The 23,799-nt window shown below is 56.2% G+C and carries 22 protein-coding genes and 2 pseudogenes; 19 read left to right on the top strand and 5 right to left on the bottom strand.

What is annotated here, in order from left to right:
* Nucleotides 1-33: 33 nt before the first annotated feature.
* The 5 genes and pseudogenes from LDL32_RS17565 to LDL32_RS17545 form a co-directional block, all read left to right on the top strand.
* On the top strand, nucleotides 34-228 hold the full coding sequence (locus LDL32_RS17565) for a type II toxin-antitoxin system VapB family antitoxin (protein ID WP_070404323.1): 195 nt from the start codon (nucleotides 34-36) through the stop codon (nucleotides 226-228).
* Nucleotides 225-617 carry a PIN domain nuclease gene (locus tag LDL32_RS17560; RefSeq protein ID WP_217420310.1) on the top strand — a complete coding sequence of 131 codons (393 nt, stop codon included), beginning with the start codon at nucleotides 225-227 and terminating at the stop codon, nucleotides 615-617. Before LDL32_RS17565 ends, LDL32_RS17560 begins: the two co-directional genes overlap by 4 nt.
* Before the next feature lie 294 nt (nucleotides 618-911).
* Nucleotides 912-1,583, top strand: coding sequence for a DUF6118 family protein (locus LDL32_RS17555; protein ID WP_113597027.1), 672 nt, complete (start codon nucleotides 912-914; stop codon nucleotides 1,581-1,583).
* 114 nt (nucleotides 1,584-1,697) lie between these two features.
* Nucleotides 1,698-2,792, top strand: coding sequence for a Fic family protein (locus LDL32_RS17550; RefSeq protein WP_370636798.1), 1,095 nt, complete (start codon nucleotides 1,698-1,700; stop codon nucleotides 2,790-2,792).
* A 39-nt stretch (nucleotides 2,793-2,831) separates the two neighbouring features.
* Nucleotides 2,832-5,153, top strand: a pseudogene (locus tag LDL32_RS17545) (class I SAM-dependent DNA methyltransferase); the annotation flags it as partial.
* A gap of 10 nt (nucleotides 5,154-5,163) precedes the next feature.
* Here the strand turns inward: LDL32_RS17545 and LDL32_RS17540 are convergent.
* A protein-coding gene (locus LDL32_RS17540) for an IS630 family transposase (RefSeq protein WP_233064331.1) occupies nucleotides 5,164-6,230 on the bottom strand; the annotation gives its coding sequence in 2 pieces (ribosomal slippage) (nucleotides 5,164-5,744 and nucleotides 5,744-6,230; 1,068 coding nt in all).
* On the opposite strand from LDL32_RS17540, the gene LDL32_RS17535 reads away from it, so the two are divergent.
* The 4 genes and pseudogenes from LDL32_RS17535 to LDL32_RS18105 all read left to right on the top strand — a co-directional run.
* Nucleotides 6,217-6,705 (top strand): type IIL restriction-modification enzyme MmeI, encoded by a 489-nt coding sequence (locus LDL32_RS17535; protein ID WP_370636799.1) that lies wholly within the window; start codon nucleotides 6,217-6,219, stop codon nucleotides 6,703-6,705. The genes LDL32_RS17540 and LDL32_RS17535 overlap by 14 nt on opposite strands.
* Nucleotides 6,706-6,708: 3 nt before the next feature.
* Nucleotides 6,709-8,793, top strand: coding sequence for a DEAD/DEAH box helicase (locus LDL32_RS17530; protein WP_233069237.1), 2,085 nt, complete (start codon nucleotides 6,709-6,711; stop codon nucleotides 8,791-8,793).
* Nucleotides 8,786-9,973, top strand: a complete 1,188-nt coding sequence (locus tag LDL32_RS17525; protein ID WP_233069235.1) for a GIY-YIG nuclease family protein — start codon at nucleotides 8,786-8,788, stop codon at nucleotides 9,971-9,973. Before LDL32_RS17530 ends, LDL32_RS17525 begins: the two co-directional genes overlap by 8 nt.
* Nucleotides 9,974-10,095: 122 nt before the next feature.
* Nucleotides 10,096-10,850, top strand: a pseudogene (locus LDL32_RS18105) (IS5 family transposase); the annotation flags it as partial.
* Between the two features lie 99 nt (nucleotides 10,851-10,949).
* Here LDL32_RS18105 and LDL32_RS17510 read toward each other — a convergent pair.
* Both LDL32_RS17510 and LDL32_RS17505 read right to left on the bottom strand, forming a co-directional pair.
* On the bottom strand, nucleotides 10,950-11,390 hold the full coding sequence (locus LDL32_RS17510; protein WP_233069233.1) for a GIY-YIG nuclease family protein: 441 nt from the start codon (nucleotides 11,388-11,390) through the stop codon (nucleotides 10,950-10,952).
* Nucleotides 11,391-11,629: 239 nt separating this feature from the next.
* Nucleotides 11,630-12,466 (bottom strand): IS5 family transposase, encoded by an 837-nt coding sequence (locus LDL32_RS17505; protein WP_048856220.1) that lies wholly within the window; start codon nucleotides 12,464-12,466, stop codon nucleotides 11,630-11,632.
* Nucleotides 12,467-12,688: 222 nt separating this feature from the next.
* Between LDL32_RS17505 and LDL32_RS17500 the strand changes: the two genes are divergently transcribed.
* Complete coding sequence (locus LDL32_RS17500) at nucleotides 12,689-13,609, top strand: hypothetical protein (protein ID WP_233069231.1); 921 nt, start codon at nucleotides 12,689-12,691, stop codon at nucleotides 13,607-13,609.
* Between the two features lie 240 nt (nucleotides 13,610-13,849).
* Here the strand turns inward: LDL32_RS17500 and LDL32_RS17495 are convergent, their stop codons facing one another.
* Nucleotides 13,850-15,043 (bottom strand): Fic family protein, encoded by a 1,194-nt coding sequence (locus LDL32_RS17495; RefSeq protein ID WP_141261595.1) that lies wholly within the window; start codon nucleotides 15,041-15,043, stop codon nucleotides 13,850-13,852.
* Between the two features lie 238 nt (nucleotides 15,044-15,281).
* Between LDL32_RS17495 and LDL32_RS17490 the strand changes: the two genes are divergently transcribed.
* From LDL32_RS17490 to LDL32_RS17450, 9 genes are all read left to right on the top strand, one after another.
* On the top strand, nucleotides 15,282-16,253 hold the full coding sequence (locus tag LDL32_RS17490; protein ID WP_110570144.1) for a site-specific integrase: 972 nt from the start codon (nucleotides 15,282-15,284) through the stop codon (nucleotides 16,251-16,253).
* A 283-nt stretch (nucleotides 16,254-16,536) separates the two neighbouring features.
* Entirely contained in the window at nucleotides 16,537-17,808 is a 1,272-nt protein-coding gene (locus LDL32_RS17485) for a chloride channel protein (protein ID WP_087609087.1), read from the top strand.
* The gene (locus tag LDL32_RS17480; protein WP_227002474.1) at nucleotides 17,696-19,222 is read left to right on the top strand and encodes a ClC family H(+)/Cl(-) exchange transporter; all 1,527 of its coding nucleotides are present in this window, start codon (nucleotides 17,696-17,698) and stop codon (nucleotides 19,220-19,222) included. Before LDL32_RS17485 ends, LDL32_RS17480 begins: the two co-directional genes overlap by 113 nt.
* A gap of 838 nt (nucleotides 19,223-20,060) precedes the next feature.
* Nucleotides 20,061-20,381, top strand: a complete 321-nt coding sequence (locus LDL32_RS17475; RefSeq protein WP_233069229.1) for a WGR domain-containing protein — start codon at nucleotides 20,061-20,063, stop codon at nucleotides 20,379-20,381.
* Between the two features lie 53 nt (nucleotides 20,382-20,434).
* A complete protein-coding gene (locus tag LDL32_RS17470) occupies nucleotides 20,435-21,013 on the top strand; it encodes a site-specific integrase (protein ID WP_233069227.1) in 579 nt (192 codons plus the stop codon).
* Nucleotides 21,014-21,058: 45 nt separating this feature from the next.
* Nucleotides 21,059-21,313, top strand: a complete 255-nt coding sequence (locus LDL32_RS17465) for a ribbon-helix-helix domain-containing protein (RefSeq protein WP_233069225.1) — start codon at nucleotides 21,059-21,061, stop codon at nucleotides 21,311-21,313.
* Between the two features lie 3 nt (nucleotides 21,314-21,316).
* A complete protein-coding gene (locus LDL32_RS17460; protein WP_233069223.1) occupies nucleotides 21,317-21,505 on the top strand; it encodes a hypothetical protein in 189 nt (62 codons plus the stop codon).
* A gap of 253 nt (nucleotides 21,506-21,758) precedes the next feature.
* A complete protein-coding gene (gene parA, locus LDL32_RS17455; RefSeq protein WP_233069221.1) occupies nucleotides 21,759-22,418 on the top strand; it encodes a ParA family partition ATPase in 660 nt (219 codons plus the stop codon).
* 27 nt (nucleotides 22,419-22,445) lie between these two features.
* Nucleotides 22,446-22,703 carry a ribbon-helix-helix domain-containing protein gene (locus LDL32_RS17450; protein ID WP_081500038.1) on the top strand — a complete coding sequence of 86 codons (258 nt, stop codon included), beginning with the start codon at nucleotides 22,446-22,448 and terminating at the stop codon, nucleotides 22,701-22,703.
* A gap of 40 nt (nucleotides 22,704-22,743) precedes the next feature.
* Here the strand turns inward: LDL32_RS17450 and LDL32_RS17445 are convergent.
* Nucleotides 22,744-23,799: replication initiator protein A (locus tag LDL32_RS17445; RefSeq protein ID WP_019092487.1), on the bottom strand; the 1,056-nt coding region annotated here is incomplete at its 5' end.

Here is a 23,799-nt window from a genome sequence, read left to right as displayed (position 1 = left end):
TAATGTGTATTATTTCTATTGGAGATACACATCATGCGAACAAACATCATCATTGACGATGCCCTCATGGCTGATGCGCTGAAGGCGTCTGGCGTCAAAACCAAGAAGGAAGCGGTCGAACTCGGGTTGCGGACGCTGATCAGGCTGAAGCAGCAGCGGGAACTCCGTACCTTGCGGGGAAAGCTCGACTGGCAGGGTGATCTTGATGCCATGCGTTCTGACGCATGATTCTGGTGGATTCCTCGGTCTGGATCGATTTCTTCCGGGGTACGGTGACGCCCCAGGTTGATGTTCTGGACCGGCTTCTGGGAGAAGAACCTGTCGCCATTGGGGATCTGATGATGACGGAAGTTCTCCAGGGATTTGCGAGTGAGCGGGATTTCAACAAGGCACGGCGGATGCTTGGTGCCCTGGACCTAGTCGAGATCGGGGGACGTGATGTCATGATCGAGGCGGCACGATATTTTCGTGACCTGCGCGCCAGAGGCATCACCATCCGGAAGACCATTGATACCCTGATTGCCACACGATGCATCGTAAGCGGGTATCGGCTCCTTTACAGTGACCGGGACTTTGATCCGTTTGTGACACATCTGGGGCTGGAACGGGCTGCCTGATCGGGGGGGCAGGCTACCGGGGGAGGTATGTTGTGCAGGAAAAAGAACAAGCCATTTGTCAGGAGACAGCACATCTTCTGAGTAGTCCGCGTAATGCGGAAAGATTGCGACGGACTATTCAGAACGCGGCTTCAGACAGTCGGCCCAACAGGCTTACGCTCCTGGCAATGGAAGAAGGGCGAAGGCGGCTGCTTTTCGGGAAGCAGGAAAGGGCCGGAACGCAAGAGGCTGGCCAGGATGATGATCGTCTGGACGTGCCGGAAAACTGAATCTGGATGAGGGGGGCTTTCCATCATGAGCGAGACGGATCCGGCAGCCCGTGCCTTTGAGGATCTGTGCGCCGAAATGACGGTGCTCCGGCGCAGCGTGGAAGCGTTGCCCCAGGCATGGCGGGACAACCGGCCGCCAGATTACACGGAGGATCTGGCCCGTGTCGTGAAGGCCATGAATGCAGTTGGTGCGCGAATGGAGGCGATCGAGGCCAATCCGACGCTGAAGATGACGCCCCAGGCGTATGGGCAGGGGATACGTCAGGCGGGGCTTTCTGCCAGTCAGGAGATGCAGGCAGCGTTTCAGAAAGCGATAGGTGAGGTTCAGGGGGAACGTCGGGTTCTTGCCAATATCATTGGTCAGTCCCGTCAGCAGGATCGCCAGAACTGGTGGCTGTTAGGGGTGGGTCTTGCCTGTCTTGTTGTAGGGATCGGGTTATCGCCTGTGCTGGCGTATCTCCTGCCTTCTTCTATCGGGACGCGGGTGGCATCCTTTATTGTCGGGGAGAAAGATCGCTGGAACTCTGGGGCCATGATGATGGCGGTCAGCAATCCTGAAGGCTGGCAACGTGTACGTGAGGACAGCCAGTTGGTTGAGGCCAACAGAGACAGGATTGCAGCTTGCCAGAAAGTGGCCTCGGGTCAGGAAAAAACTCAGAAATCCTGTGTCATCACCATTCCGGCACAACAGGAATAGTTTTGGGGGATAAAAGCCGACAGCAGAATATGACATGTCAAAGAAACTGGATTTCTTTGACGGATCATCCTGACGTGTTAGAAAAAACGCACATTGCTACCACGTCAGGATGTCATGTTAACGCCAACCTACCTTATTCGGCCTTTGCCGCCTCAGGCGGAGATAGAAACGGTTCCGGTTCTCAGGGCGTTGGTCGAGGCCAATAAGGCTCTGGCGGAACTGAAGGGTCGGGCGGCAACCATTCCCAATCAGGGGATCCTGATTGATACGCTGGCTTTGCAGGAAGCCAAGGCGTCCTCGGAAATCGAGAATATCGTCACCACCCAGGATGAACTTTTCCAGGCGGATCTGTTTCCTGAGGGGCCGGACTCAGTGGCGGCCAAGGAAGTCGCCCTGTACCGCGATGCCCTTCATCTTGGGTTTCAGCAGCTGAAGGAAACCGATGGGTTGATCCTGAACAAGGGGCTGATCGCGATTTTCCAGAGGCTCAAGAAGCGGGGAGATGGGTTTCGAAACACCCCGGGAACGGCCCTGAAGAACGAGCGCACTGGGGAAGTAGTCTTTGTGCCGCCGCAGGATGGGCGGGAGATTATCCGGCATATGTCGGATCTGGAGCGGTTCGTGAATGATGACGGGCGCTGTGATCTGGATCCGCTTATCAAGATGGCCCTGATCCACCATCAGTTTGAGAGCATCCACCCGTTCCCGGATGGGAATGGCCGTGTCGGGCGGATCCTGAACGTGTTGTATCTGACCCGGACTGGCCTTCTGGATATCCCGATCCTCTATTTGTCGCGCTACATCACCCGCCACAAGGATGAGTATTATCATCTGTTGCAGAAGGTGCGGGATGAAGGCGCATGGGAGGCGTGGATCCTCTACATGCTGCGTGCCGTGGCTGAGACATCCAGGATCACCCTGGAGCTGATTGAAGGCATGCGGGCGCAGATGGCCACCATGAAGCAGCGGATGCGCACGGAACTGCCCAAAATTTACAGCCAAGAGTTGCTAAATAACCTGTTCCGACACCCTTACACGAAAATCGAGTATGTCCAGTCGGACCTGAGTATCGCGCGTCAGACGGCTGGGAAATACCTCGACCAGCTCTCAGAGAAAGGCTTGCTGTCCAAGCACCGCTCAGGGCGGAGCAATTATTATATCAACGCACCTCTGGTCCGCCTCTTCCTGGAGGTGTCCGGTGGCGCATGAAGTGTATGATCTGTTTTTCGAAAATATGGAATTTTACGCATGAATCCCGTTGAGATTGAAGAAGCTGTCTCCCGGATTGCCGAGGCACCTTTTAATCCCGGGGAATTTCCTTTCGAGTTCCTGCAAGCATTCGGAAACCGCGATGTTACGATCAAGCGGCTTCGCAAGGATAACCGCTCGGACGTTTCTGGGGCGGTGCTTCAGCGCAACAACATCCATCTGGCCGTTTGTCCTGAGGGGCATGTTGCCCAGACCCTGAACCTGCTCAGGGAAAGCCCCAAGACCCAGTCAGCCAAGGCGCGGTTTCTGCTGGCCACGGATGGGGTGACGTTTGAGGCGGAAGACCGCACGGAAGATGAGCATATTACAGATGTGTTCACGCATCTGGCTGATCGGTTCGGGTTTTTCCTGCCCCTGGCGGGCATTACGACCGTCCAGAAGATCAAGAACAATCCGATCGACGTTAAGGCCACGTCTCGCCTAAACCGTCTTTATGTCGAACTTCTGAAGGAAAACCCCGACTGGGCAACGGAAGAACGCCGCCACGACATGAACCATTTCATGGCGCGCCTTATCTTCTGCTTTTTTGCCGAGGATACTGGGATCTTCCTGAACAATCTGTTCACCAGAACCATCCAGACCATGACGGAAGGGGCCACGGATCAAACGCATGAGGTCATGGCCGAGCTGTTCCGGACGATGGATCTGGATACGCGCAATGACGATCGCGAAAAGGGCGGGGTCAAATCCTGGGCCAGGGATTTCCCGTATGTAAACGGAAACCTGTTTTCCGGGACAACGGACTGCCCGAAATTCAATAAACTGGCCCGCACCTATCTTCTACGTGCCGGGGAGCTGAACTGGGCGCAGATTAACCCTGATATCTTTGGATCCATGATTCAGGCCGTGGCCGATGAAGGAGAGCGCGGTGCTCTGGGGATGCACTACACCAGCGTGCCTAACATCCGCAAAGTGCTGAATCCTCTGTTTCTGGATGGTCTGCGAGAGGAACTGGAAAAGGCAGGTCACAACACCCAGAAGCTGTATGCCCTGAAGGAGCGTCTGTCCGGCATTCGGGTGTTTGATCCGGCCTGTGGATCGGGCAATTTTCTCGTGATTGCCTATAAGGACTTGCGGGACATTCAGAGCGAGATTGATGACCGGCTGAAGATAGAGCGGGCGGAACGGAAATCAGTCATCCCTCTGGCCAATTTCTATGGGATTGAGATCCGTGATTTTGCGGTGGAAATTGCGCGTTTGTCTCTTCTGATCGCTGAGTTCCAGAGTGACGAAATCCATATCGACCAGAAACAGGCCCGCCTGAATGTGCTGCCCCTGAAGGATACAGGGCATATCATCTGCGGGAATGCCTTGGAGAAGGACTGGTTTGACGTTTGCCCGCCTCAGAAAGGGTCGGAAACCTATATCTGCGGCAATCCCCCGTATAAGGGCAGCACCTGGCAGTCAGCTGAGCAGAAGGCGGATCTGGAGCAGATTTTCGGGCAGCGTGCGAAATCCTGGAAGTCTCTGGATTACGTGGCAGGCTGGTTCATGAAGGCTGCGGATTATGGCCAGAAAACAGGCTCTTCCAGCGCATTTGTGAGCACGAATTCCATCTGTCAGGGGCAGCAGGTTCCCATTCTCTGGCCTCTGATTTTTGGACTGAACTATGAGATCAGTTTTGCTCATACGTCGTTCAAGTGGGCCAATCTGGCAGCGCATAATGCGGGTGTGACGGTCGCTATCATTGGGATTGCCCCTGTTTCAGAGCGTCCCAAAATTCTCTTTTCTAATGGTGCGGATGGGAAAACAATCAGGCAGGAATCTGGGCATATTAATGCCTATTTGGTACCAGGGAAAAATGTTGTCGTTGAGAAACAGGGAAAACCTCTCAGTAATGAATTGGGGGAAATGAATTTTGGAAATAAACCCGTAGATGGTGGAAACCTTCTTTTAGATGAAGGTGAACTGGCGGGCTTGCAATTGGACACTCGTCAAAAAGCCAAATTCATTCGGCGTATCGTTGGATCCGCTGAATTTATCAGAGGTATTCAGAGATATTGCCTCTGGATCGACGATGAGGACGCGCATGAAGCATTAGCCATCCCAACAATAGCAAAACGTGTAGAGGCTGTTAAAAAAATGCGTTTAGCCAGCCGGGATTCTGGTGCACGCGGGATGGCAGAGAAACCTTACCAATTTCGCGAAAACAACATTTCTAAATTTCAGACCATTGTTGTTCCCGGTGTGTCTTCTGAAGCTCGTCCCTATCTTCCGGTAGGTGTTCTTGGAAACAATTACACCGTTACAAACCTAGCATTCGCTCTGTTTGACGCTCCCCTTTGGAACATGGCACTGATACCAAGGGCTATCACCTTTGACCTATATGAGCCCAGTTTCTGAGACCGATGGATCGGATGGTCTGTGGCAGGGCGGTGAGGTTGTTCCATGCGGTGCATGCGGCTTCGATGATGTGTTCGATGCCACTGAACACGGTGTTGGACAGCCAGTTGGCGCGGAGGAACTGCCAGATATTCTCGACCGGGTTCAGTTCGGGCGCGCGGGACGGCAGGAAGACCAGGCTGACGTTGCGCGGCAGTCTGAGTTTGGGTGTCGTATGCCAGCCGGCACGATCGAGCAGGACGACGGCATGGGCGCCGCGTGCGACGCAGCGTGAGATTTCCTCGATATGCAGTTGCATGCTGGCCGTGCCGGTAAACGGCAGCACCAGGCCTGCCGCCTTGCCAAGTGCCGGGCAGATCGCCCCGAACAGCCAGGCATTCTCGTAGCGCTGGTCGGCCGGCTGGCGTGGTCGGGTGCCACGCCGCGCCCATTGTCGGACAAGGCCGTTCTTCTGCCCGATGCGGGCCTCGTCCTGAAACCAGAGTTCAATCCGCCTGCCCTTGGGCAGATGTCCGGTGTGGGCGCTCAGGATCGTGGGGAAGTTTTTTTAAACGCGTCCATGACGGATGGATCCTGTCCGGGGTGACGCGGACGCGCGCTGACGTGGCTGAACCCAAGCCGCTTCAGCAGGGTGGAGACATGGCGTTCGTGATAGGAGACGCCAAAACGCTCTTCGATGACCCGCTGAAGATCGACCCGACGCCAGCGCACCACACCGTCCCGGGCACGGTCAGGCCCTGTCGTGACCAGCGCCGATAATTCTGCCAGTTGGTCCGCTGTCAGGCGGCAGACCGACCCGTTGCGCCATTGGTCCCGCAAACCATCCGGCCCCGTAGCATTGAACCGGTGCACCCAGTCCCGCAGGGTTTGCCGGTCCATGCCGCCGATCCGCGCCGCTTCGCCACGGCTGGCACCATCGCGCACCGCAGCCAGAGACAAAAGGCGCCGTGCAACATTCGCATCCCGCGTACGAGAAGCCAGACGTCGTAACGCAGAAGCCGTATAATCCGTCCGTAAAGCAATCGCACCAGCCATTCCCGATCCTCCCTCTCACAACAGAATCAGAACAGGCCCTTCGCGTCACTTCACAGATGAGTCAGAGACAATAGCCCTTGGTATGATTGCCTCTCGCCTGCATCTTGTCTGGATCGGAACAGTCTGTGGGAAGCTGGAAACGCGATATCGCTATTCCAACACGATGGGTTGGAACACCTTTCCTGTTCCGACTTTGACCGAAAAGAACCGTGCCGATCTGACGCGCTGTGCCGAAGATATTCTCCTGGCGCGTGAGGCACATTTCCCGGCCACGATTGCCGATCTGTATGATTCGGACAAAATGCCAGACAATCTACGGGCGGCTCATGACCGCAATGACGAAGTGCTGGAGCGGATCTATATCGGTCGGCGCTTCCGCAATGATACGGAGCGTCTGGAAAAGCTGTTCGACCTCTACAGCAAGATGATCGCCAAGAAGGGCGGCAAGACGAAAAAGAAGAAGGACGCTGCCTGATCCATGACGATCAATCCGGTTATTCCCGCTGTTTCCCTGCGTACCGGCCAGACAGGTCAGTCTGCCAGGACCAATGAGCTGGGCATGCGGCCCATGCAGGAAGCAGTCTATGAGAAACGGGGCGAGCAGTATCTTCTGATCAAGTCACCGCCCGCTTCTGGTAAATCCCGTGCCCTGATGTTTGTTGCTCTCGACAAGCTGGCGCATCAGGGCGTGAAAAAAGCCCTGATCGTTGTGCCGGAACGCTCGATCGGGGGCAGCTTCATGAGCGAACCGCTGAGCAAATTCGGCTTTTGGGCCGACTGGATCGTCCAGCCGAAATGGAATCTGTGTAACGCACCAGGGTCTGATGAAGGACAGGTCGCGCGCTCCAAGGTCAAAGCTGTTGGCGAGTTTCTGAAGAGTGAAGATCAGACTCTGGTTTGCACCCACGCCACGTTCCGGTTCGCGGCGGAAGAACTGGGTATCGCGGCCTTCGATGGGTGTCTGGTGGCGGTTGATGAATTCCACCATGTCAGTGCGGACCCGAAAAACAGGCTGGGATATTATCTCAACCAGCTGATTTCCCGTGGGGAAACCCACATTATTGCCATGACCGGCTCCTATTTCCGGGGGGATGCCGTTGCTGTGCTGTCCCCTGAAGATGAAGGGAAATTCGAGACAGTCACCTACACCTACTATCAGCAGCTGAACGGGTATCAGTATCTGAAAGAGCTGGATCTGGGATATTATTTCTATACTGGCTCCTATCTGGATGCGATTGACCGGGTGCTGGATGGCACGCGCAAAACGATCGTGCATATTCCCAATGTCAATTCACGCGAAAGCACGACTCAGAAGCACAAGGAAGTCGAGCATATCCTGTCCGTCCTGGGAGACTGGGAAGGAGAGGATATAGAGACAGGCTTTCATCTGGTGCGTCGTGCCGATGGCCGGGTGCTGCGTATTGCCGATCTGGTGGAAGATGAGCCTGTGCGGCGCAACAAGGTTGTGTCTGCCCTGAAGGATCCGGCGCAGAAGAACAACCGCGATCATGTGGACATCATCATTGCGCTGGGAATGGCCAAGGAAGGGTTTGACTGGATCTGGTGTGAGCAGGCGCTGACGGTCGGATACCGTTCCAGCCTGACGGAGATCATTCAGATCATTGGCCGCGCCACCCGCGATGCACCAGGAAAGACACGGGCCGAATTCATCAACCTGATTGCCGAACCGGATGCGTCCCAGGAAAAAGTGACGGATGCGGTCAATGACATGCTCAAGGCCATTGCCGCCAGCCTGCTTATGGAACAGGTGCTGACCCCACGTTTCGAGTTTACGCCGAAGACCGCAGAAAGTGCGCCTCTGGATGGCTATGATTATGGGGAAGAAGGCTACAAGCCAAACGGTACGAATGTTGGCTTCAATGCGCAGACCGGCCAGTTCCATATGGAGATCAAGGGGCTGGTTTCCCCCAGAAGTCCGGAAGCGCAGCGGATCTGTCGGGAAGATCTGAACGAAGTTGTCGCGTCCTTTGTGCAGGACAAGCCTTCCCTGGAGCATGGTTTGTTCGATGAGGAAACAGCTCCCCAAGAACTGACACAGGTCAGGCTGGGGAAAATTATTCGGGATCGGTATCCCGAGCTTTCTGATGAGGATCAGGAGGCTGTGCGCCAGCATGCCGTGGCGGCATTCAATCTGACCCAGAAGGGGCAGAAAGCAGCGGAAGAGATCACGCAGGCAGCCGGGGGAGAGGAGAAGATTGGTGGCAATACAGCCCTGATTGAGGGGATGCGGAAGATTGCCATGAATGTCCGGGATCTGGATATCGACCTGATTGATGCGATCAATCCGTTTGAGGAAGCCTACAAGATCCTGGCCAGGAGCATGAATGCACAGACCCTCAAACAGGTTCAGGAGGTTATTGCCAGTCGTCATATTGCTCTGACGATTGAGGAAGCCAGGGATCTGGCAAAGCGTGCGCTTCTGTTCAAAAAGGAACGTGGACGCCTTCCTGAGCTGACATCTCCCGATGCGTGGGAACGTAAGATGGCAGAAGGGGTGGCGGTTCTGGCGCGTAAGACGGCAGAGGAACGGGCGAATGGCTGATCTGAGCGATGAAGAGCTTCTGGCCGAACTTGGTGTCTCGCTTGAGGCTAAAAAGAAGCCTGCGCTGACAGCCGAGGAAGAGCGGATTATTGCCGGGTTTGAGGATATCTGCCGTTTCTATGAGGAATACGGGCATGCGCCTGCGCATGGAGAAGACAGGGATATCTTTGAGCGGCTTTATGCCGTGCGTCTGGATCGGATACGGGCTTTGGAAAAATGCCGGTCATTGCTGGCACAGCGCGATCCGCATGGGCTTCTGAGTGTTTCCGGGAAGGAGGCTGAGAGTCCTGATCCCGATACGCTGGACGATGATGCGCTTTTGGCTGAACTGGGCATTGAGGTCGAGCCAGAGTCTGACTCCATCACTGTCCTGAAACATGTGAAATCACGCGCAGAAGTGCGGGCAGCGGAAGAAATCGCTAGCCGGGAGCCTTGCAAGGATTTTGAAACCTTTCGGCCGTTGTTCGTGCAGGTGAAGGAGGATCTGAAATCCGGCGTGCGGGAAACACGTCCCTTTGGGCAGGAAGCCGGTATTCGGCAGGGAGAATTCTTTATCCTGAAAGGGCAGATGGTTTATGTCGCGCATGTCGGGGAAGAGTTCGAGACAGAATACGGTCGCAGAGACAGCCGTCTGCGGGTCATCTACGACAACGGGACCGAGAGTGATGTCCTGCTGAGATCGCTCCAGCGGGCGCTCTATAAGGATGAGGCGGGGCGTCGGATTACAGATCCGACTGTCGGGCCTTTGTTCGGGACAACCGTGGAGCCGGATGATCTGGAAAGTGGCACGATCTATGTGCTGAGAAGTCTGTCAGATAACCCGTATATCGCGCAGCATCGTAACCTGATTCACAAGATCGGGGTGACGGGGGGCGATGTGAAAAAGCGGATTGCTAATGCAAAGCACGATGCGACCTATCTTCTGGCTGATGTGGAAGTCGTGGCGACCTACAAGCTCTTCAACATCAATCGCACGAAGCTAGAGAAGATCTTTCATAGGGTTCTGGCTCCAGCACAGATTGATCTGACGATTCAGGATCGGTTCGGGCATCCAGTGCAGCCGAAAGAATGGTTTCTGGTTCCGATAAATATCGTGTCTCAAATAGTGGATAAAATATCAGATGAAAGTATTGACGGTTTAATTTATGATCCAAAGACGGCTGGTTTGGTAAAAGCATAATGGCATATGATGTCGGCTTACGCCTAGGTTTCGTGGACAAAGGTTGACAGTAACGTCCATGATTGATTCAAAGCTGCCTTTTGGAGGCGTTGTTGGGCGAGCGAATTGGGCTTTCGGACGAGGAATGGGCCATCATCGGGGCGCTGCTTCCGCCTGAGAGGGGTCGTGGCTGCCGTCCTGCGCAAGACAATCGTCTGTATTTCGAAGGCATGATGTGGATTGCCCGAACCGGATCGCAGTGGCGCCACCTGCCTGATGATTATGGCAAGTGGAACAGCGTGTTCCGACGCTACCGACGATGGGTGACGACAGGCGTGTTCGATGCGATGCTCGAAACCTTGGCTGAAATGGTCGAGCGGGATACCACTGCCGACATGATCGACAGCACGGTGGTCCGGGCACATCATTGTGCTATCGGTATAAAAAAGGGACACAGGAAACCGAGGCGCTTGGCCGATCGCGCGGTGGTTTCACCACCAAACTGCACGCCCGATGCGACGCCAGGGGACGCCCTCTCGGTTTTGTCCTGACGCCGGGACAGACCCACGATATTCAGGGTTTCGGCCCGCTGTTCCGCATGATCGCTGACAAGATCGAGGCGTTACTGGCAGACAAAGGTTACGATGCCGACCTCATTCGCGAGGAACTTGCCAAGGCCGAAATCGAAGCCGTCATCCCGAGCAAAAGCAACCGTCGCAATCCTGTACCTCATGATAAAACCAAATATCGCTGGCGCAATCTCGTCGAGCGCCTGTTCAACAAACTCAAGAACTGGCGACGCGTTGCCACCCGATATGACAAAACCAAGGAATCATATCTTGGCTTCGTCAGTCTCGTGTCAGCACTCCAGTGGATACCCTTTGTCCACGAAACCTAATTCTCGGACGTCAACGCGTCGATCGTCGTTTCTCAAAAGCAGACGTGCCTCGTGGAGTGTGAAAATATTCTCCGTTATTCTTGGAGCAGTTTAGCAAAGTCATCTCGCGCCGCTTCCGCGGCGGTTCCACTTCGGCTTGATGTCCCGGATCAGACCTTCTTCAACTCCGGCGACTGGATCAATGGGTAATCCGCCATGCAGCGTGAGGGGCTCTTCAAGTACAATCACATAAATATCGACGCTTGTGCCCTGAGAAAGTTCTTTCAGCACCGCCTCTCGGATACGACTGGCTGTTCGCAGGTTTTTTGAGTTTTCATAATGCCGAAGTCGCCTGTGCAAACCCCGCTGTGCCGAACCAACATAAAGAACTTCATCTCCGATAGCATACACGTAAACCCCAGGCTTGCATGGAACAGGACTAATACCCTGGAATGCTATCGATCCACTCGGACCAGCCTGCCACGCTCCAATATGCACAAAGCCGCCAGCTAGAAGTTGGCCGACACTTCCTGATGAGCAAGACGAAAAAATGTGCTTCATCCAGAAACCTTAATGTCCTTTATACTCATGATAAAGGACATTATCAGTATTCGGCAGATCGCCTGCGCCACCTACTATTATGCTTTGTCTCCAACAAAAAGCGTCGCATTAATATCCCTGAATGCGACGGCTCTCTGCATCATCGACCTCGATATTGATTGACCAGTATAAAAGGCAGGAAAAGGCAGGAAAAGACGGGCCGCTTTCGTCCTCATGTCAGAGCCCGATCCGAAAGTTTTTCAACCCTGACAATGCCTTGCTGTCCGTCGTGTGAGCATTCGGATTGAGGCGATCAATGTCCATGCGGTTGAGGAAGCAATGGATTGTTCCCAATCTTTGGCGAGCCGCCTGCATCGTCCCAGCCATGCGAATGTCCGTTCCACCACCCAGCGACGCGGCAGGATCTGAAAACCCTTCACCGTATCGGACCGCCTGATGATTTCGAGGGTCCATTTTCCCATGGAGGCGAGCGCGGATCGCAATTTGTCGCCAGCATAGCCGCCATCAGCGAAGATGTGGCGCAGCCAGGGAAAGCGCCTGCGTATCGCTGCCAGAACATCAACGGCCCCATCACGGTCCTGGATATCAGCGGCATGAACGAGGAGAAAGATCAGGAAGCCGCAGGTATCCGTCACGATATGGCGCTTGCGGCCCTTGACCTTCTTCCCCGCGTCATAGCCCGAAATCCCGCCGCTTTCCGTGGTTTTCACCGACTGGCTGTCAATCACGCCCGCGCTCGGAGAGGCGTCACGTCCCTCGATCTCGCGCAGGCTCATGACCAGCACCGTATTCATGACCTCGAACACTCCGGCATCACGCCAGGCGTAAAAATAGCGCCTGATGGTCGAGACCGGCGGAAAGCATTTCGGCAGCAGACGCCACGCACACCCGGCCGAGGCTATGTAGAGCATCGCATTGACCACCTCGCGCATATCCGTCGTGCGCGGACGACCGCCCCGTTTCGCCGGGGGCACAAATGGCATGATCAAAGTCCACTCCCCGTCCGTCATGTCCGATGGATATCGCAATCTTTCCCGGCTATACTCGCGCCGGGCAATACCAGTCCATGTCACCATTCACTCCATCTCTCTGCAAAGACGGATGAATCACAACAGGCTGGTATTGTTCAAAAACTTTCGGATCGGGCTCTCAGACATTCAAGCGGTTGTGACAGTTCTCCAAAAGCCAACGTTGCCAAGCTAACGTCAATAGACGGAGTTTGGAATGACGTCTCTGCCATTCCCGCTGCTCTCGGCCGAACCAAAAACTCCAATACCGACCGGCAATGCTCGCGCTAGGTGTCATTGACATCTGAGCAAAAACCTTTTCAAGCCCACGGCAACCTGATACCGATTGTTACGATTAAAGGTCGATGCGAAGTTACGATGGCAGCAAACCAGTTTGAACGTCATGGCAAGGGCCGGAAGGTCCTAAAAGAACTGTTCGCCAACCCTGAAAAGGTCAGTGTGATCCACTATTCGTGCGAGAGTTTTTACAACCTCCCGGATGGACGCTCTCCGCGAATTACGTCAATTGCCATTCGCAAACTTGACAATGCCCAGACAGAGTCGTTCTCGATCCATCAGATCGCAGAAATTCGTGGCACCGGGCTATCGGGGGCTGAAATTGGCCCCTATTACAACGAATACGAGAAGGCGATGCTTGATGCGTATTTTGCCTTTTTGAAAATAAACAGTGAGCGTAAATTCATTCACTGGAACATGCGGGATCAAAACTATGGCTTCCGCGCTATTGAGCACCGCTATCGAGTTCTTGGCGGCGACCCTTACATCATTCAGGATGATCGTAAGATTGATCTATCAAGGTTGCTGATCGATCTGTACGGAGTGAGCTATATTGGTCATCCGAGAATTGAGAATCTTGCCAACAAAAATAAAATTGAAGCTTTAGACTTTATGACTGGCAAGCAGGAGGCTGAGGCCTTTGAGAACGGAAAGTATGTTGACCTTCATAGATCTACTCTTCGCAAGGTTGATGTCTTCTGCAATTTTGCGCAACGTGCCTTTGATAAAAGTCTGAAAACTAATTCTTCTTGGAAAGCGGCTCATGGACTGTCATGGAAAACTGTTATTTATCTTTCTAAGAAGCACTGGGTATATACGACAGTGATTTTTATCGGTGGCTTAGGGAGCGCGATCTTTGGCGCTTTCAAGGGCTATAAGGCTTTGGCACCAATGTTGGGACATTTTCTGGGATAGTCGCGTTCGGGAACGGCAACCTCGCTAATCTTTAGGCTGAAAGCCGACAATCCGCTTTCCCCCCCCATTTCTTCCATTCAAATTAGCTTGAACCAAATAGTCTATAGTCAGGTTGGGACAGAGCAAAGCTATGCGAGAATAAGGGCTATATGTCGGTTTTTGTCAGGAAGTCTGAATGGGACAGACTTCCTGCCATTTTTATTAAAGTTGTCAAAACGGATATTGTGAAGCGAGGTTTTTTTATGACGATGGGTCTGGCAGTGCCGGTTCTTCCCCGAAGGGACGATTGAGGATCGTGAGCACGTCTTCGGCGGCATAGATCCGGTTGCGGGCATGGCCGGTGCGTTCGGTCAGTATCCCGACCTGGCAGAGCTGGGCAAGGGCCGTCTGGGCGGCCGGGGGCGTGATGTCCAGCAGATGGCCAAGGCGGCTGGCCGTCAGGACGGGATAATCGGTCAGCAGGTCCAGCGCGCGCAGCGCGGCCGAGCCCTTACGGAAAGCCCGGCGCTGCCGCCATGTGGCCTTCAGGGCCTGGGTTGCCTGCCGGGTGACCTGCACTTCGGTGACGGTCCGGATGATGGCGTCTGACAGGAACCCGATCAGGGGCGGCCAGTCGAGCCGTTGCTGGGCCCGTTTGAGCGCCGCGTAATAGTCCTGTCTGTGGGCCTCGATATAGGGAGAAAGATACAGGGGGACCTGACCGTCAGCGGCCATCATCAGCGGCAGCAGCAGGCGGCCAACCCGGCCATTGCCGTCGCTGAACGGATGCACGGCCTCGAAATGGGCATGGGCGATGGCCAGCCGGGTGATGAGGGACTGGGTCATCTGCTGCATCCCGTCGGCCTGCATGTAGTTCAGGGAGGCCTCCAGACAGGCTGCCACCTGGTCAGGCGGGGGCGGGTTATAGGTCGAATAGGCGATATGCCCTGTCCCGCCGATCCAGACCACGTCCTGGCGCAGGGTGCCCGGTGTCCCGCGATAGGCCGGGTCGTGCTGCATGACCGCCTGATGGAGCGCCAGCACGGTGGGCAGACGGAATAAGGCCGGGCCTTCGCTACAGGCGTGTGGCAGGAACTGCTCCAAGGTTCGCGCATAGTCGCGGACCTGCCGTGTGGCATGGGAAGCGCCCTGGTCGTCCTCATCGACCACCAGAAGCTCATTGAGGGTGCTGTGGGTGCCTTCCAGGGCGGAACTGCTGAGGGCTTCCTGACGGCTCAGGACGCGGCTGATCAGGTACGGATCAGGCAGGGTGCGGGCGAGGGCGGCGATTTCACCCAGGGCGGACAGGGCCTGTCCATGTCGGGCGGCGGCATCGCCCAGCATAACGCCCGCTTCTGGCGGTGGCGGGGGCACGACCCCGTAATGCTGGGCATAGGGGGCGGGCAGCCGCTGCAGACATTCCCGGATCCCGCCGGCCAGATCCTCACGCTTCATCCTGCCCAACCTTTTCCTGACGCCGGATTTCCCTAACATGATTAAGGTTTATGTTAAAACCTTAATCATGTTTTCCAGAAGTAGGCCCTTGCGTAAGGTTCTGCCAGATTGTGCGGGTGGCTACAGGTGACGTGGATGCAAAATCCCTCCAGCCCCGAACCTGTCCGGTAATATGGATTACCGGACAGGTCTGCGCTAGGCTCTGGCGAGCCCGAAAGCCGCAGGAAACCGCCCTATCGTGATTATCGATCCTAACGGGATTGGCCCGGCCGGCAGGGACACTTCCCTGGCCGCGCCGCTGGCCCAGGCCCGCGCCTATGCCCGCGCCAGCCGGGCGCCCGCCACCCGCCTGGCCTACCGGCGCGACTGGGCCGCCTTCACCGCCTGGTGCCACGCCCGGGACCAGGGCGCGCTGCCCGCCGATCCCCGGCTGGTGGCACTGTTCCTTGCCCATGAGGCCGCGCGTGGCCTGCGCCCGTCATCGATCGGCCGCCGGCTGGCGGCCATCGCCTTTGCCCATCGTCAGGCCGGCTGCGTGCCGCCCCAGGCCCAGCCACAGGCGGGCGTGCTGGCCGAAGTGATCGCCGGCATCCGTCGTCAGGCCGGCACCGCCCCGCGCCGCAAGCAGGCTGCCGATGACCGGGTGCTGCAGGCCATGCTGGCCGCCCTGCCGGCGACAAACCTGAAGGCCATCCGTGACCGGGCGCTGCTGGCCTTCGGCATGGCCGGGGCCTTCCGCCGCTCGGAACTGGCCGGGCTGCGCTGCGACCAGCTCGACCGCACCCCAGAGGGCATGACCGTGCGCTTCGGGGCAACCAAGACCGATCCCGAGGGGCGGGGCGTGTGCATCGCCATTCCCGAAGGACGCCGCATCCGGCCCGTCGCCCTGCTCGAGGCCTGGCTGGAGGCGGCCGGAATTACGGACGGAGCCGTATTCCGTGACGTGGTGCGCGGTCAGGCCAGCGCAGGCCCGATCAGCGACCGCACCGTGGCCCGCGTGGTCCAGCGCGCTGCCCAGGCCGCAGGCTACGACCCGGCCCGCTTCGGGGGGCATTCCCTGCGCGCAGGCTTCCTCACCTCAGGCGCGCGGGCCGGGGCCAGTCTCTTCCGGCTCAAGGACGTCTCCCGCCACCGCTCCACCGATGTCCTCGCAGCCTATGTCCGCGAGGCCGGACTCTTTACAGATCATGCAGGAGAGACGTTTCTTTGACTGTCATTTTAGGTAGAGGCTGTGCCGGTCCAGGTCCGTCCATTTCCTGATCGACCACGTCCAGATCTTCCGTGCATTCTGGCAAAATTTGTGGTTGGTCTGTTTTCTGAACTTTTCGTAATTCTGAAAATTATTTCCCATGGTCAGTATGTCCCCTTTATTCTCTCCCGGCGTAGCCCAGAACGACAATAATGAGGCTTCCATAGCTACTACCCGTTCCAGGCGGGCCCGTCGGATGCGGCGTCTGGCGCGGGTCAGGACCCTGAAGTGGCATCGAACCATCATGTATTGTACCGGGGCCGTGCTGATTGGCATTATCTCCGTAATCTTTGCCCATATCGGGGATTGGGCGGCCGAGCTGCGTTATCATGTTGTCGCCAGAAACCCATGGTCCATGCTGGTGATTGCCCCGCTCGGGCTTGTTGCCATTTCCTGGCTGACACGCCTGTTGTTCAATGGTGCTCAGGGATCAGGAATTCCCCAGACAATCGCAACCCTGCATATGCATAATTTCGTGCTTGTGGACCGGATCCTGACCTTGCGCATTGCGCTGGGCAAGATCCTGATGACATGCTTGGGTCTCATCTGTGGTGCCTCGATCGGTCGTGAAGGGCCGAGTGTCCAGATCGGCGCTTCCATCATGCACGCATTTTCGCGTGCCATGGGGCAGCATAATGATGTCACCAGGCATGGTATGATCCTCGCAGGGGGGGCTGCCGGCATGGCTGCCGCTTTCAATACGCCTCTTGCCGGTGTTGTGTTTGCGATTGAAGAACTGGCGCACTCCTTTGAACAGAAGGCGTCGGGGCGTACTCTGACTGTTATTATTTTTTCGGGGATTACAGCAATTGCCCTGTTGGGGAACTATACATATTTTGGTCGGACGAATGTTTTTATTCCGGTAGGACGCGCATGGCTGGCCGTTCTGGTATGTGGTGTAAGTGGTGGATTGGCGGGGGGGATTTTCGCCCGTCTTGTCATCCGCCTTTCAAAAGGTCTACCGGCTTTTCTTGGCCGGTTTTCAAGTCGATTCCCTCTTGTATTTGTGGCGCTATGCGGCCTGTTACTGGCTCTGATCGGACTGGCATCAGATGGTGCGACTTATGGTACGGGCTATCTGCAGGCGCGTGGGATAGTGGATGGAAGTCTGCATTATCCTGCGTCTTTCTTTCTTCTGAAGTATATCTCCATGCTGATTACTTTCTGCTCTGGCATTCCTGGCGGCATGTTTGCACCTTCCCTTGCGATCGGTGCAGGAATGGGAGGATGGGCCGAGCAGTTTCTGCCTCATACGTCGCCTGGAGGCGTTGTACTGCTGGGTATGGCTGCCTATTTTTGTGGCGTTGCCCAGTCACCGCTGACGGCAACCATCATCGTGATGGAAATATGTGACAATCAGCAGGTGACCCTGGCCCTGCTGGCCACGGCCTTCCTGTCGTTCGGTGTATCCCGCATGGTCTGTCCCAGACCGCTTTATTCGGCACTGGCTACGGGATTTCTGGAAAAAACAGAGCAAATGGCGCGACAGGTATCTCACGATAGATTGGAAAAATAATTTTATTCTGAACTGGGTTCCTGATCGAGCGGCTGATCAGCATTCTGTTGGGCAGATTCACCAACAAGAAAAGAAATATGAAATCATGTTGCTTCCTCTGTCCAATCCGGTTCCACAATCAGGGAAACCGGAAAATGTCTGCAGTCTGGTGTTCCTGTCTGCGGCATCTGTCGTGATCGGGGCATCTGCCGGTATGATCTGTGGTATCTTCCGCTTGTTGCTGGAATGGCTGGAGGCCGTCCGGACAGATATGGGAATGGAAGTGTCGCTTCAGCATGGCTTTTCTTGCGAAGGCGTGCTGTTGATCATCGGATCTGGCGCAGCGGCATGGCTGGCTTCAGGTCTCGTTCGTCATTTTGCCCCTCTTGCAGCAGGAAGTGGCATCCCACATGTGGAAGCTGTCTTGTTGAGTGCGTCACCGCCTGCGCCATGGCGGGTGGTGCCCGTCAAATTCCTGGGTGGCCTTCTGGCGATCGGAAGTGGGCTTGCCCTGGGACGTGAAGGGCCCAGTGTGCAGATGGGAGCGACTGCAGCTCATACGTTTGGCAGGCTGCTCTGTCTGGAGAAGACAGACTGCCTTGCCCTCCTTGCTGCAGGCGCGGGAGCAGGGCTGGCGACAGCTTTCAATGCGCCGGCAGCCGGTGCTGTTTTCGTTTTGGAAGAACTGGTCGGCCGGTTTGAAATCAGAATGGTTTGTGCCGCATTGGGGGCATCCATTTCGGCCATTCTGGTCAGCCGGGGCATGCTGGGTAGCCAGACGGTCTTTAGTGTCGCTCCTCTGATCCTTCCAGAATCGCTTGCCAAACAGCTGTTTTTCGTCATGACCGGGGTCATGACGGGCCTGGTTGCTGTCGGATACAACCGGACGACCATGGCAGTGCTCCGTCTGGCCGGGAGGCTGCCTGTCAGCATCTCAGTCAGGCCTGTGCTGGTGGGAGGTTTGGCCGGTTTGGTGGTTTGTCTTGCACCGCACTTGGCTGGAGGGGGAAAGTGGATCACGCAGACGGCCATAAACAACGAGATCGGATTACATCAGATTCCGGCACTACTGGCTTTTCGGCTGATTTTTGGGGCCCTGTCTTATGCCGCTGCAACACCTGGAGGTCTGTTTGCCCCCATGCTGGCCCTGGGGGCACTTTCCGGTCTGGGGAGTAGTGTTGTGGCACAGGCATTAAGTCCTGATACACCTCTGGCGACCGCACCTTTTGTGATTGTCGGCATGGCCTCCATGTTCGCCGGATCCGTTCGTGCACCGCTGACCGGGATTATTCTGGTTATGGAAATGACAGGTTCGTCCGAGTTGATAATGCCGCTTTTATCCGGGAGTTTTGCTGCGATGGTCGTAGCCGGCGCACTTGGAGACATGCCCATTTATGCTGCCCTGAGACTCAGGGCCCAGTCACACACGCGATGATTTCAGAGAAGTGTTCTATCCCCGATCTGGGGGGAAGCAGAATGCAATTGCATAATAAGTCTCTGACCTTAGATCAGGAGGCTATGATGCCCCGGAATAGCTCTCATCCGAAGGTGGAGATTTTCAACTTCCGGATTGACCCGGCGCTGAAGGCAGCGTTCACGGCTGCAACCAGTGCGGATGAACGGCCTGCTGCCGATGTGCTGCGGGATTTCATACGCGCTATGTGGCGGGGCGGGAGCGGCGTGCTTTCGAGGCAGAAGCGCGGCGGCAGTCCCGTGAAGTAGCGGTGCTGGCGTGCGCCCCGGCGAGTGATGAAGCTCTCGTCTTGCGCGCACTGGACGCGCTTTTCGAGGAGGACGATTTCCGGGATGGGTGGACGGCGTGAAACGTGGTGATCTGGTGACGATTGCCGTTAATGGTGATTATGGTGAACCGCGTCCGGTCCTTGGGGTGCAGGCCGACGCCTTTTCCGACCCGCCAGCTATGACCGTGCTGAGGTTGACCAGCATCGTGCAGAACTGGCCTTTGTTCCGGATTACGGTTGTACCAGCACGACGAACGGCTTGCACAGCCTGTCGCAGGTGATGGTTGATTGGGCGATATCCCTGCCACGGGAGAAGATCGGTCAGGGTTTCGGGCATCTGGAGGCTGCGTCTCTGCGTCAGGTTGATCAAGCTTTGTCAGTTTTTCTCGGTCTGTCGGGTGACCGTCTTCCATGATTACGCGCGATTTTCCGGTGTTTCAAAGGGCTATGGGCAATAGTGTATCAGGCCGGGCCTGAAACCGGCCGGCCGGTCCCGCATTTGCGGCGGTTTTCCTGTCCTGGGCGGGGAACATGTGTTACACTTTTCGGGATCATATGCCCAAACGCGCCCCGAAGGCCCCTGTTCGGCCGCCTCGCCAGTTGTCGCTGTTCCCCGAAACGGCGGTGCTGGTGCGCGTGGACCCGGCCGCCAACTGCTGGCGCTTCTACCATCTGTCACTGCAGCCCGACCTGTTCGGCGGCACCGCCCTGGTGCGGCAGTGGGGGCGGATCGGGACGGCCGGCCGGCAGGTCTGCGAGCTGCATCATGATGCCGGGCAGGCGTTCGACGCCCTCGCCCGCCAGCTCCGCGCCAAGCGCCGGCGGGGCTATCGCGACAGGGTGGCCGGATGAGCGGCCCCCGAAAACCGGGACAGCGGGCGACCCCGGCAGGCGCCCCCGGTGGGATGCAGCTGTTCGACCGCGACGGGAGCCGCAAATATCTCACGGTTGCCGAGCGGGCGCGGTTCCTGCGCGCGGCCGAGCAGGCGCCGCGCGAGGCCCGCACGCTGTGCATGACCCTGGCCTGGTCGGGCTGCCGCCTGTCCGAGGCCCTCGCCCTGACGGCGGACCGGGTGGACCTGGCCGGGGGCGTGCTGGTGTTCGCCACGCTCAAGAAGCGCCAGGACGGGATCTATCGCGCCGTGCCGGTGCCCCCCTCCCTGCTCGAGGCCCTGGATCTGGTGCATGGCATCAGCGAGGCCCAGCGCCGGCGGGGCCGTGGAGCGGCCGCCCGGCTGTGGCCCTGGTCCCGCATGACCGGCTGGCGGGCGGTACACGCGGTCATGGATGCCGCCGGCCTAGCCGGCCCGGCCGCGTCCCCCAAGGGCCTGCGCCATGCCTTCGGCGTCGCCGCCGTCTCCAGCGGCATCCCCCTCAACATGGTACAGAAATGGCTCGGCCACGCCCAGCTCTCCACCACCGCCATCTACGCCAATGCCGTCGGCGCCGAGGAGCAGGATATCGCACGGAAAATGTGGGGGTAATGCATTTTGCGAAAGGGAAATCACAACAAGCGTATAAGCACCGACATGTCGACTGATATGGTCCGCTGGACGGTTTCGGTCTCCCGCGAAACCGATATCGCCGTACGTGGTTTCCTAGCGCAGCATGGCATGAAGAAAGGCGACCTGTCGCGCTTCATCGAGGAGGCGGTGCGCTGGCGTGTATTCGACAGGACGATGGCGGAAGCCCGGAGTGGGTTCGCAGATATGGAGCCGGACGCGCTGGAGGACCTGATCGGTGAGGCCGTGACCGCCAGGCTGGCAACAGACAAGTCCAGCTAAAGCGTGCGTCTGGCCACCAAGACCAATCTTCTCATCAGTGCCCTGCTTTTTGAAAAACCCCTGCCAGCGCATCTGCTCGGTCTATGGCAGGCAGGACAATGCGAGTTACTGACTTTGACCGAGCAGCTAGACGAACTGCGGCACGTGACTCGGTATCTCAAGATCCTCGCTCATCTGCCGCCTGCCCTCTGATCAATGAAGGCCGGGACTTGACAGCTCTTATTGCGGATCAGCCAGAATATTATTGGGCTATTGTATATAGAGCAAATATGATGCTCTCATGCTCTCATGTTAACACGATGACATTGAAATGAGTGCCAACACATCGGCTGGAGATATATGAAATGTTCGGTTCGATTAAATTATTCGTTTTTTGTGAGTTAGATATTGAGTTATCAAAATGTCATGATAATGAGTTAATATGTTAACACGGAAACATGATGGCATGAAAACAATCGCGATCATTAGTCAGAAGGGGGGGGCTGGGAAGACGACGCTTGCCCTGCACCTGGCGACCAGTGCCAGTGCCGCTGGATACGTTTCTCTTATCCTCGATACAGACCCTCAAGCGACTGCAAGTTCATGGAAAGCGTGGCGAGGGGATGCCGACCCGGATGTGGTGGATTGTGCAGCCCACGCCTTGTTATCAAAAAAGCTGGAGCAAGCCTCTGAACTAGGCGCAGAGCTATCAATAATAGATACCCCGCCTCATGCCGATATTATGGCGCGTGAGGCGTGCCGTGTCGCTGACTTCTTATTGATTCCATGTAGACCACGCGCTTTCGATATGGATGCTGTCAGAACAACGGCAGAACTTGTGCGAGCCAGTGGCAAGCCTGCCTTTGTGATTTTTACTGCGGGGCCTCCTCGTGCGCCTCAAGTTTATAGAGAGGCGGCTGCGGTCGTGGCGCAGTTCGGCATCCCTGTTGCTCCTGTTATCTTGTCAGAGCGTGCGATTTTTCATCATAGCGTTGGTTCCGGTCAGACTGCGCAGGAAGCGGAGCCGGAAAGCAAGGCTGCAGCTGATGTGGCACGGTTGTGGAATTGGGTGTGTGATCAAGTTAACATGCCATCACACAAACAAGATGATACAAAAACACGTTAGCAAATTTCTAAGTTAAGGACGTACAGCATGAGTCGGTTTGCTGGTCTCAAAAAGACGGTCGCGCCATCGGTTGTGGAACCGGAAGCACAAGCAGTGGTAGAGAAAGCCCGCCCGCGCAATCCGAGAGAAGGTAAGCGGGCTGTGGTGGGATATTTTTCCCCAGCGGTTAGCAAGGGACTACATCAACTCGCCCTTGATACTGATACAACTATTCAGGGTTTGATTGGGGAAGCCATTGATGACCTGATGCGTAAGCACGGGCGCCATCCTTTTGGAGAGCGCTGACCCCTATTTCACGTAGAAGTATGCTTGTATATTTGCACAATCAGGGTTGACCACGCTTAGCAAACCACGTCTCGCAGAACTTGATGAAATGCCGCTCGGGATTCTTCGGGGCGATCTCGTTATCACCCAGCCACATACGCCACTCTCTTTCGAGATGGTGTACATCCCAACCTGGTGCGACGTTCCGAGCATCCCCGTAAATATCAGGATCGAGCGCGCCCATCCAAGCCTCTGCTGCGGGCTCGGCAGCTTTCATCGTGCCGCGATTGATGAATGTTACCATGTCTTTCTGGAGATCGAATTCGACACGGTAATCTGGCAGATGATCGCTCGCTGCGAGATTTTTTATCATCTGTCGGAATAGCTTTTCTGGGCTTTGAGAGCCTGATTTTTTCAACAGAATCTCAAGAGAGACTTTCCATGCTGTTTGCTGACCGCAATGCTTGCGGGCTAGTTCATAAACGCGTCGTTCCAACGGTTTGCGTAGCCGGAAATAATCACGGTGTAGTGTCAGAACATCATTGCTCTTGATTGCGTTAAAGACCCAATCCGACAGCTTGATTTCGCAATGCAACAGGCGGCCGTCGAGGCCGAGTTTACGGCGGATCGATGAAGCGTCGATCAGGCCAAAACCGTCCACCTGTTCTTCGTCGCCTGTGACAATGTTGGTGCGGATACGGGTTCCCTCAAGGCGGTCGAGGGCTTCGATGAGGGCCTTATAGTCTTTACCTGCCGTACCGCGATTGGTGAAGATAAGTAAGTCACGGCTGCTGATCCGCACCCGTTGCGATACCTTCTCCCCGGCTTTTAGCTTCGCCATGATCTGTGAAATGCAGTAGATCAAAATATCCTTGTCGTAGATTGTAGCAAGACCCTTCACGCTTGGCGTGATTTCCAGCCATTGCCCATTATGCTCATAGCGGCGAATGGAAGTCTCAGGTTTTTTGGACAAGGAATAGAACGGATGCTCCATTTGGGGCATCACATCCTTAAGTACCGCATCTGCCACGTCGCAGATGAACAGGTCATGCTGAGGATGACGCTCCGGTAAAAGAGCCTCATAAACAACTGGCTGATTCGGGGTTTCAGATACCAT

This window comes from Komagataeibacter sp. FNDCF1 (assembly GCF_021295335.1).
Lineage (GTDB): Bacteria > Pseudomonadota > Alphaproteobacteria > Acetobacterales > Acetobacteraceae > Komagataeibacter.
This window is presented reverse-complemented; position numbering and strand designations above follow the sequence as displayed.

Excerpts from the sequence above, each read along its gene's own strand:
- LDL32_RS17565 (WP_070404323.1), top strand. The coding sequence starts at position 34 with ATGCGAACAAACATCATCATTGACGATGCCCTCATGGCTGATGCGCTG.
- LDL32_RS17560 (WP_217420310.1), top strand. The coding sequence starts at position 225 with ATGATTCTGGTGGATTCCTCGGTCTGGATCGATTTCTTCCGGGGTACG.
- LDL32_RS17555 (WP_113597027.1), top strand. The coding sequence starts at position 912 with ATGAGCGAGACGGATCCGGCAGCCCGTGCCTTTGAGGATCTGTGCGCC.
- LDL32_RS17550 (WP_370636798.1), top strand. The coding sequence starts at position 1,698 with ATGTTAACGCCAACCTACCTTATTCGGCCTTTGCCGCCTCAGGCGGAG.
- LDL32_RS17530 (WP_233069237.1), top strand. The coding sequence starts at position 6,709 with ATGACGATCAATCCGGTTATTCCCGCTGTTTCCCTGCGTACCGGCCAG.
- LDL32_RS17525 (WP_233069235.1), top strand. The coding sequence starts at position 8,786 with ATGGCTGATCTGAGCGATGAAGAGCTTCTGGCCGAACTTGGTGTCTCG.
- LDL32_RS17510 (WP_233069233.1), bottom strand. The coding sequence starts at position 11,390 with ATGAAGCACATTTTTTCGTCTTGCTCATCAGGAAGTGTCGGCCAACTT.
- LDL32_RS17505 (WP_048856220.1), bottom strand. The coding sequence starts at position 12,466 with ATGGTGACATGGACTGGTATTGCCCGGCGCGAGTATAGCCGGGAAAGA.
- LDL32_RS17495 (WP_141261595.1), bottom strand. The coding sequence starts at position 15,043 with ATGAAGCGTGAGGATCTGGCCGGCGGGATCCGGGAATGTCTGCAGCGG.
- LDL32_RS17485 (WP_087609087.1), top strand. The coding sequence starts at position 16,537 with ATGTATTGTACCGGGGCCGTGCTGATTGGCATTATCTCCGTAATCTTT.
- LDL32_RS17475 (WP_233069229.1), top strand. The coding sequence starts at position 20,061 with ATGTGTTACACTTTTCGGGATCATATGCCCAAACGCGCCCCGAAGGCC.
- LDL32_RS17470 (WP_233069227.1), top strand. The coding sequence starts at position 20,435 with ATGCAGCTGTTCGACCGCGACGGGAGCCGCAAATATCTCACGGTTGCC.
- LDL32_RS17465 (WP_233069225.1), top strand. The coding sequence starts at position 21,059 with ATGTCGACTGATATGGTCCGCTGGACGGTTTCGGTCTCCCGCGAAACC.
- parA (WP_233069221.1), top strand. The coding sequence starts at position 21,759 with ATGAAAACAATCGCGATCATTAGTCAGAAGGGGGGGGCTGGGAAGACG.
- LDL32_RS17450 (WP_081500038.1), top strand. The coding sequence starts at position 22,446 with ATGAGTCGGTTTGCTGGTCTCAAAAAGACGGTCGCGCCATCGGTTGTG.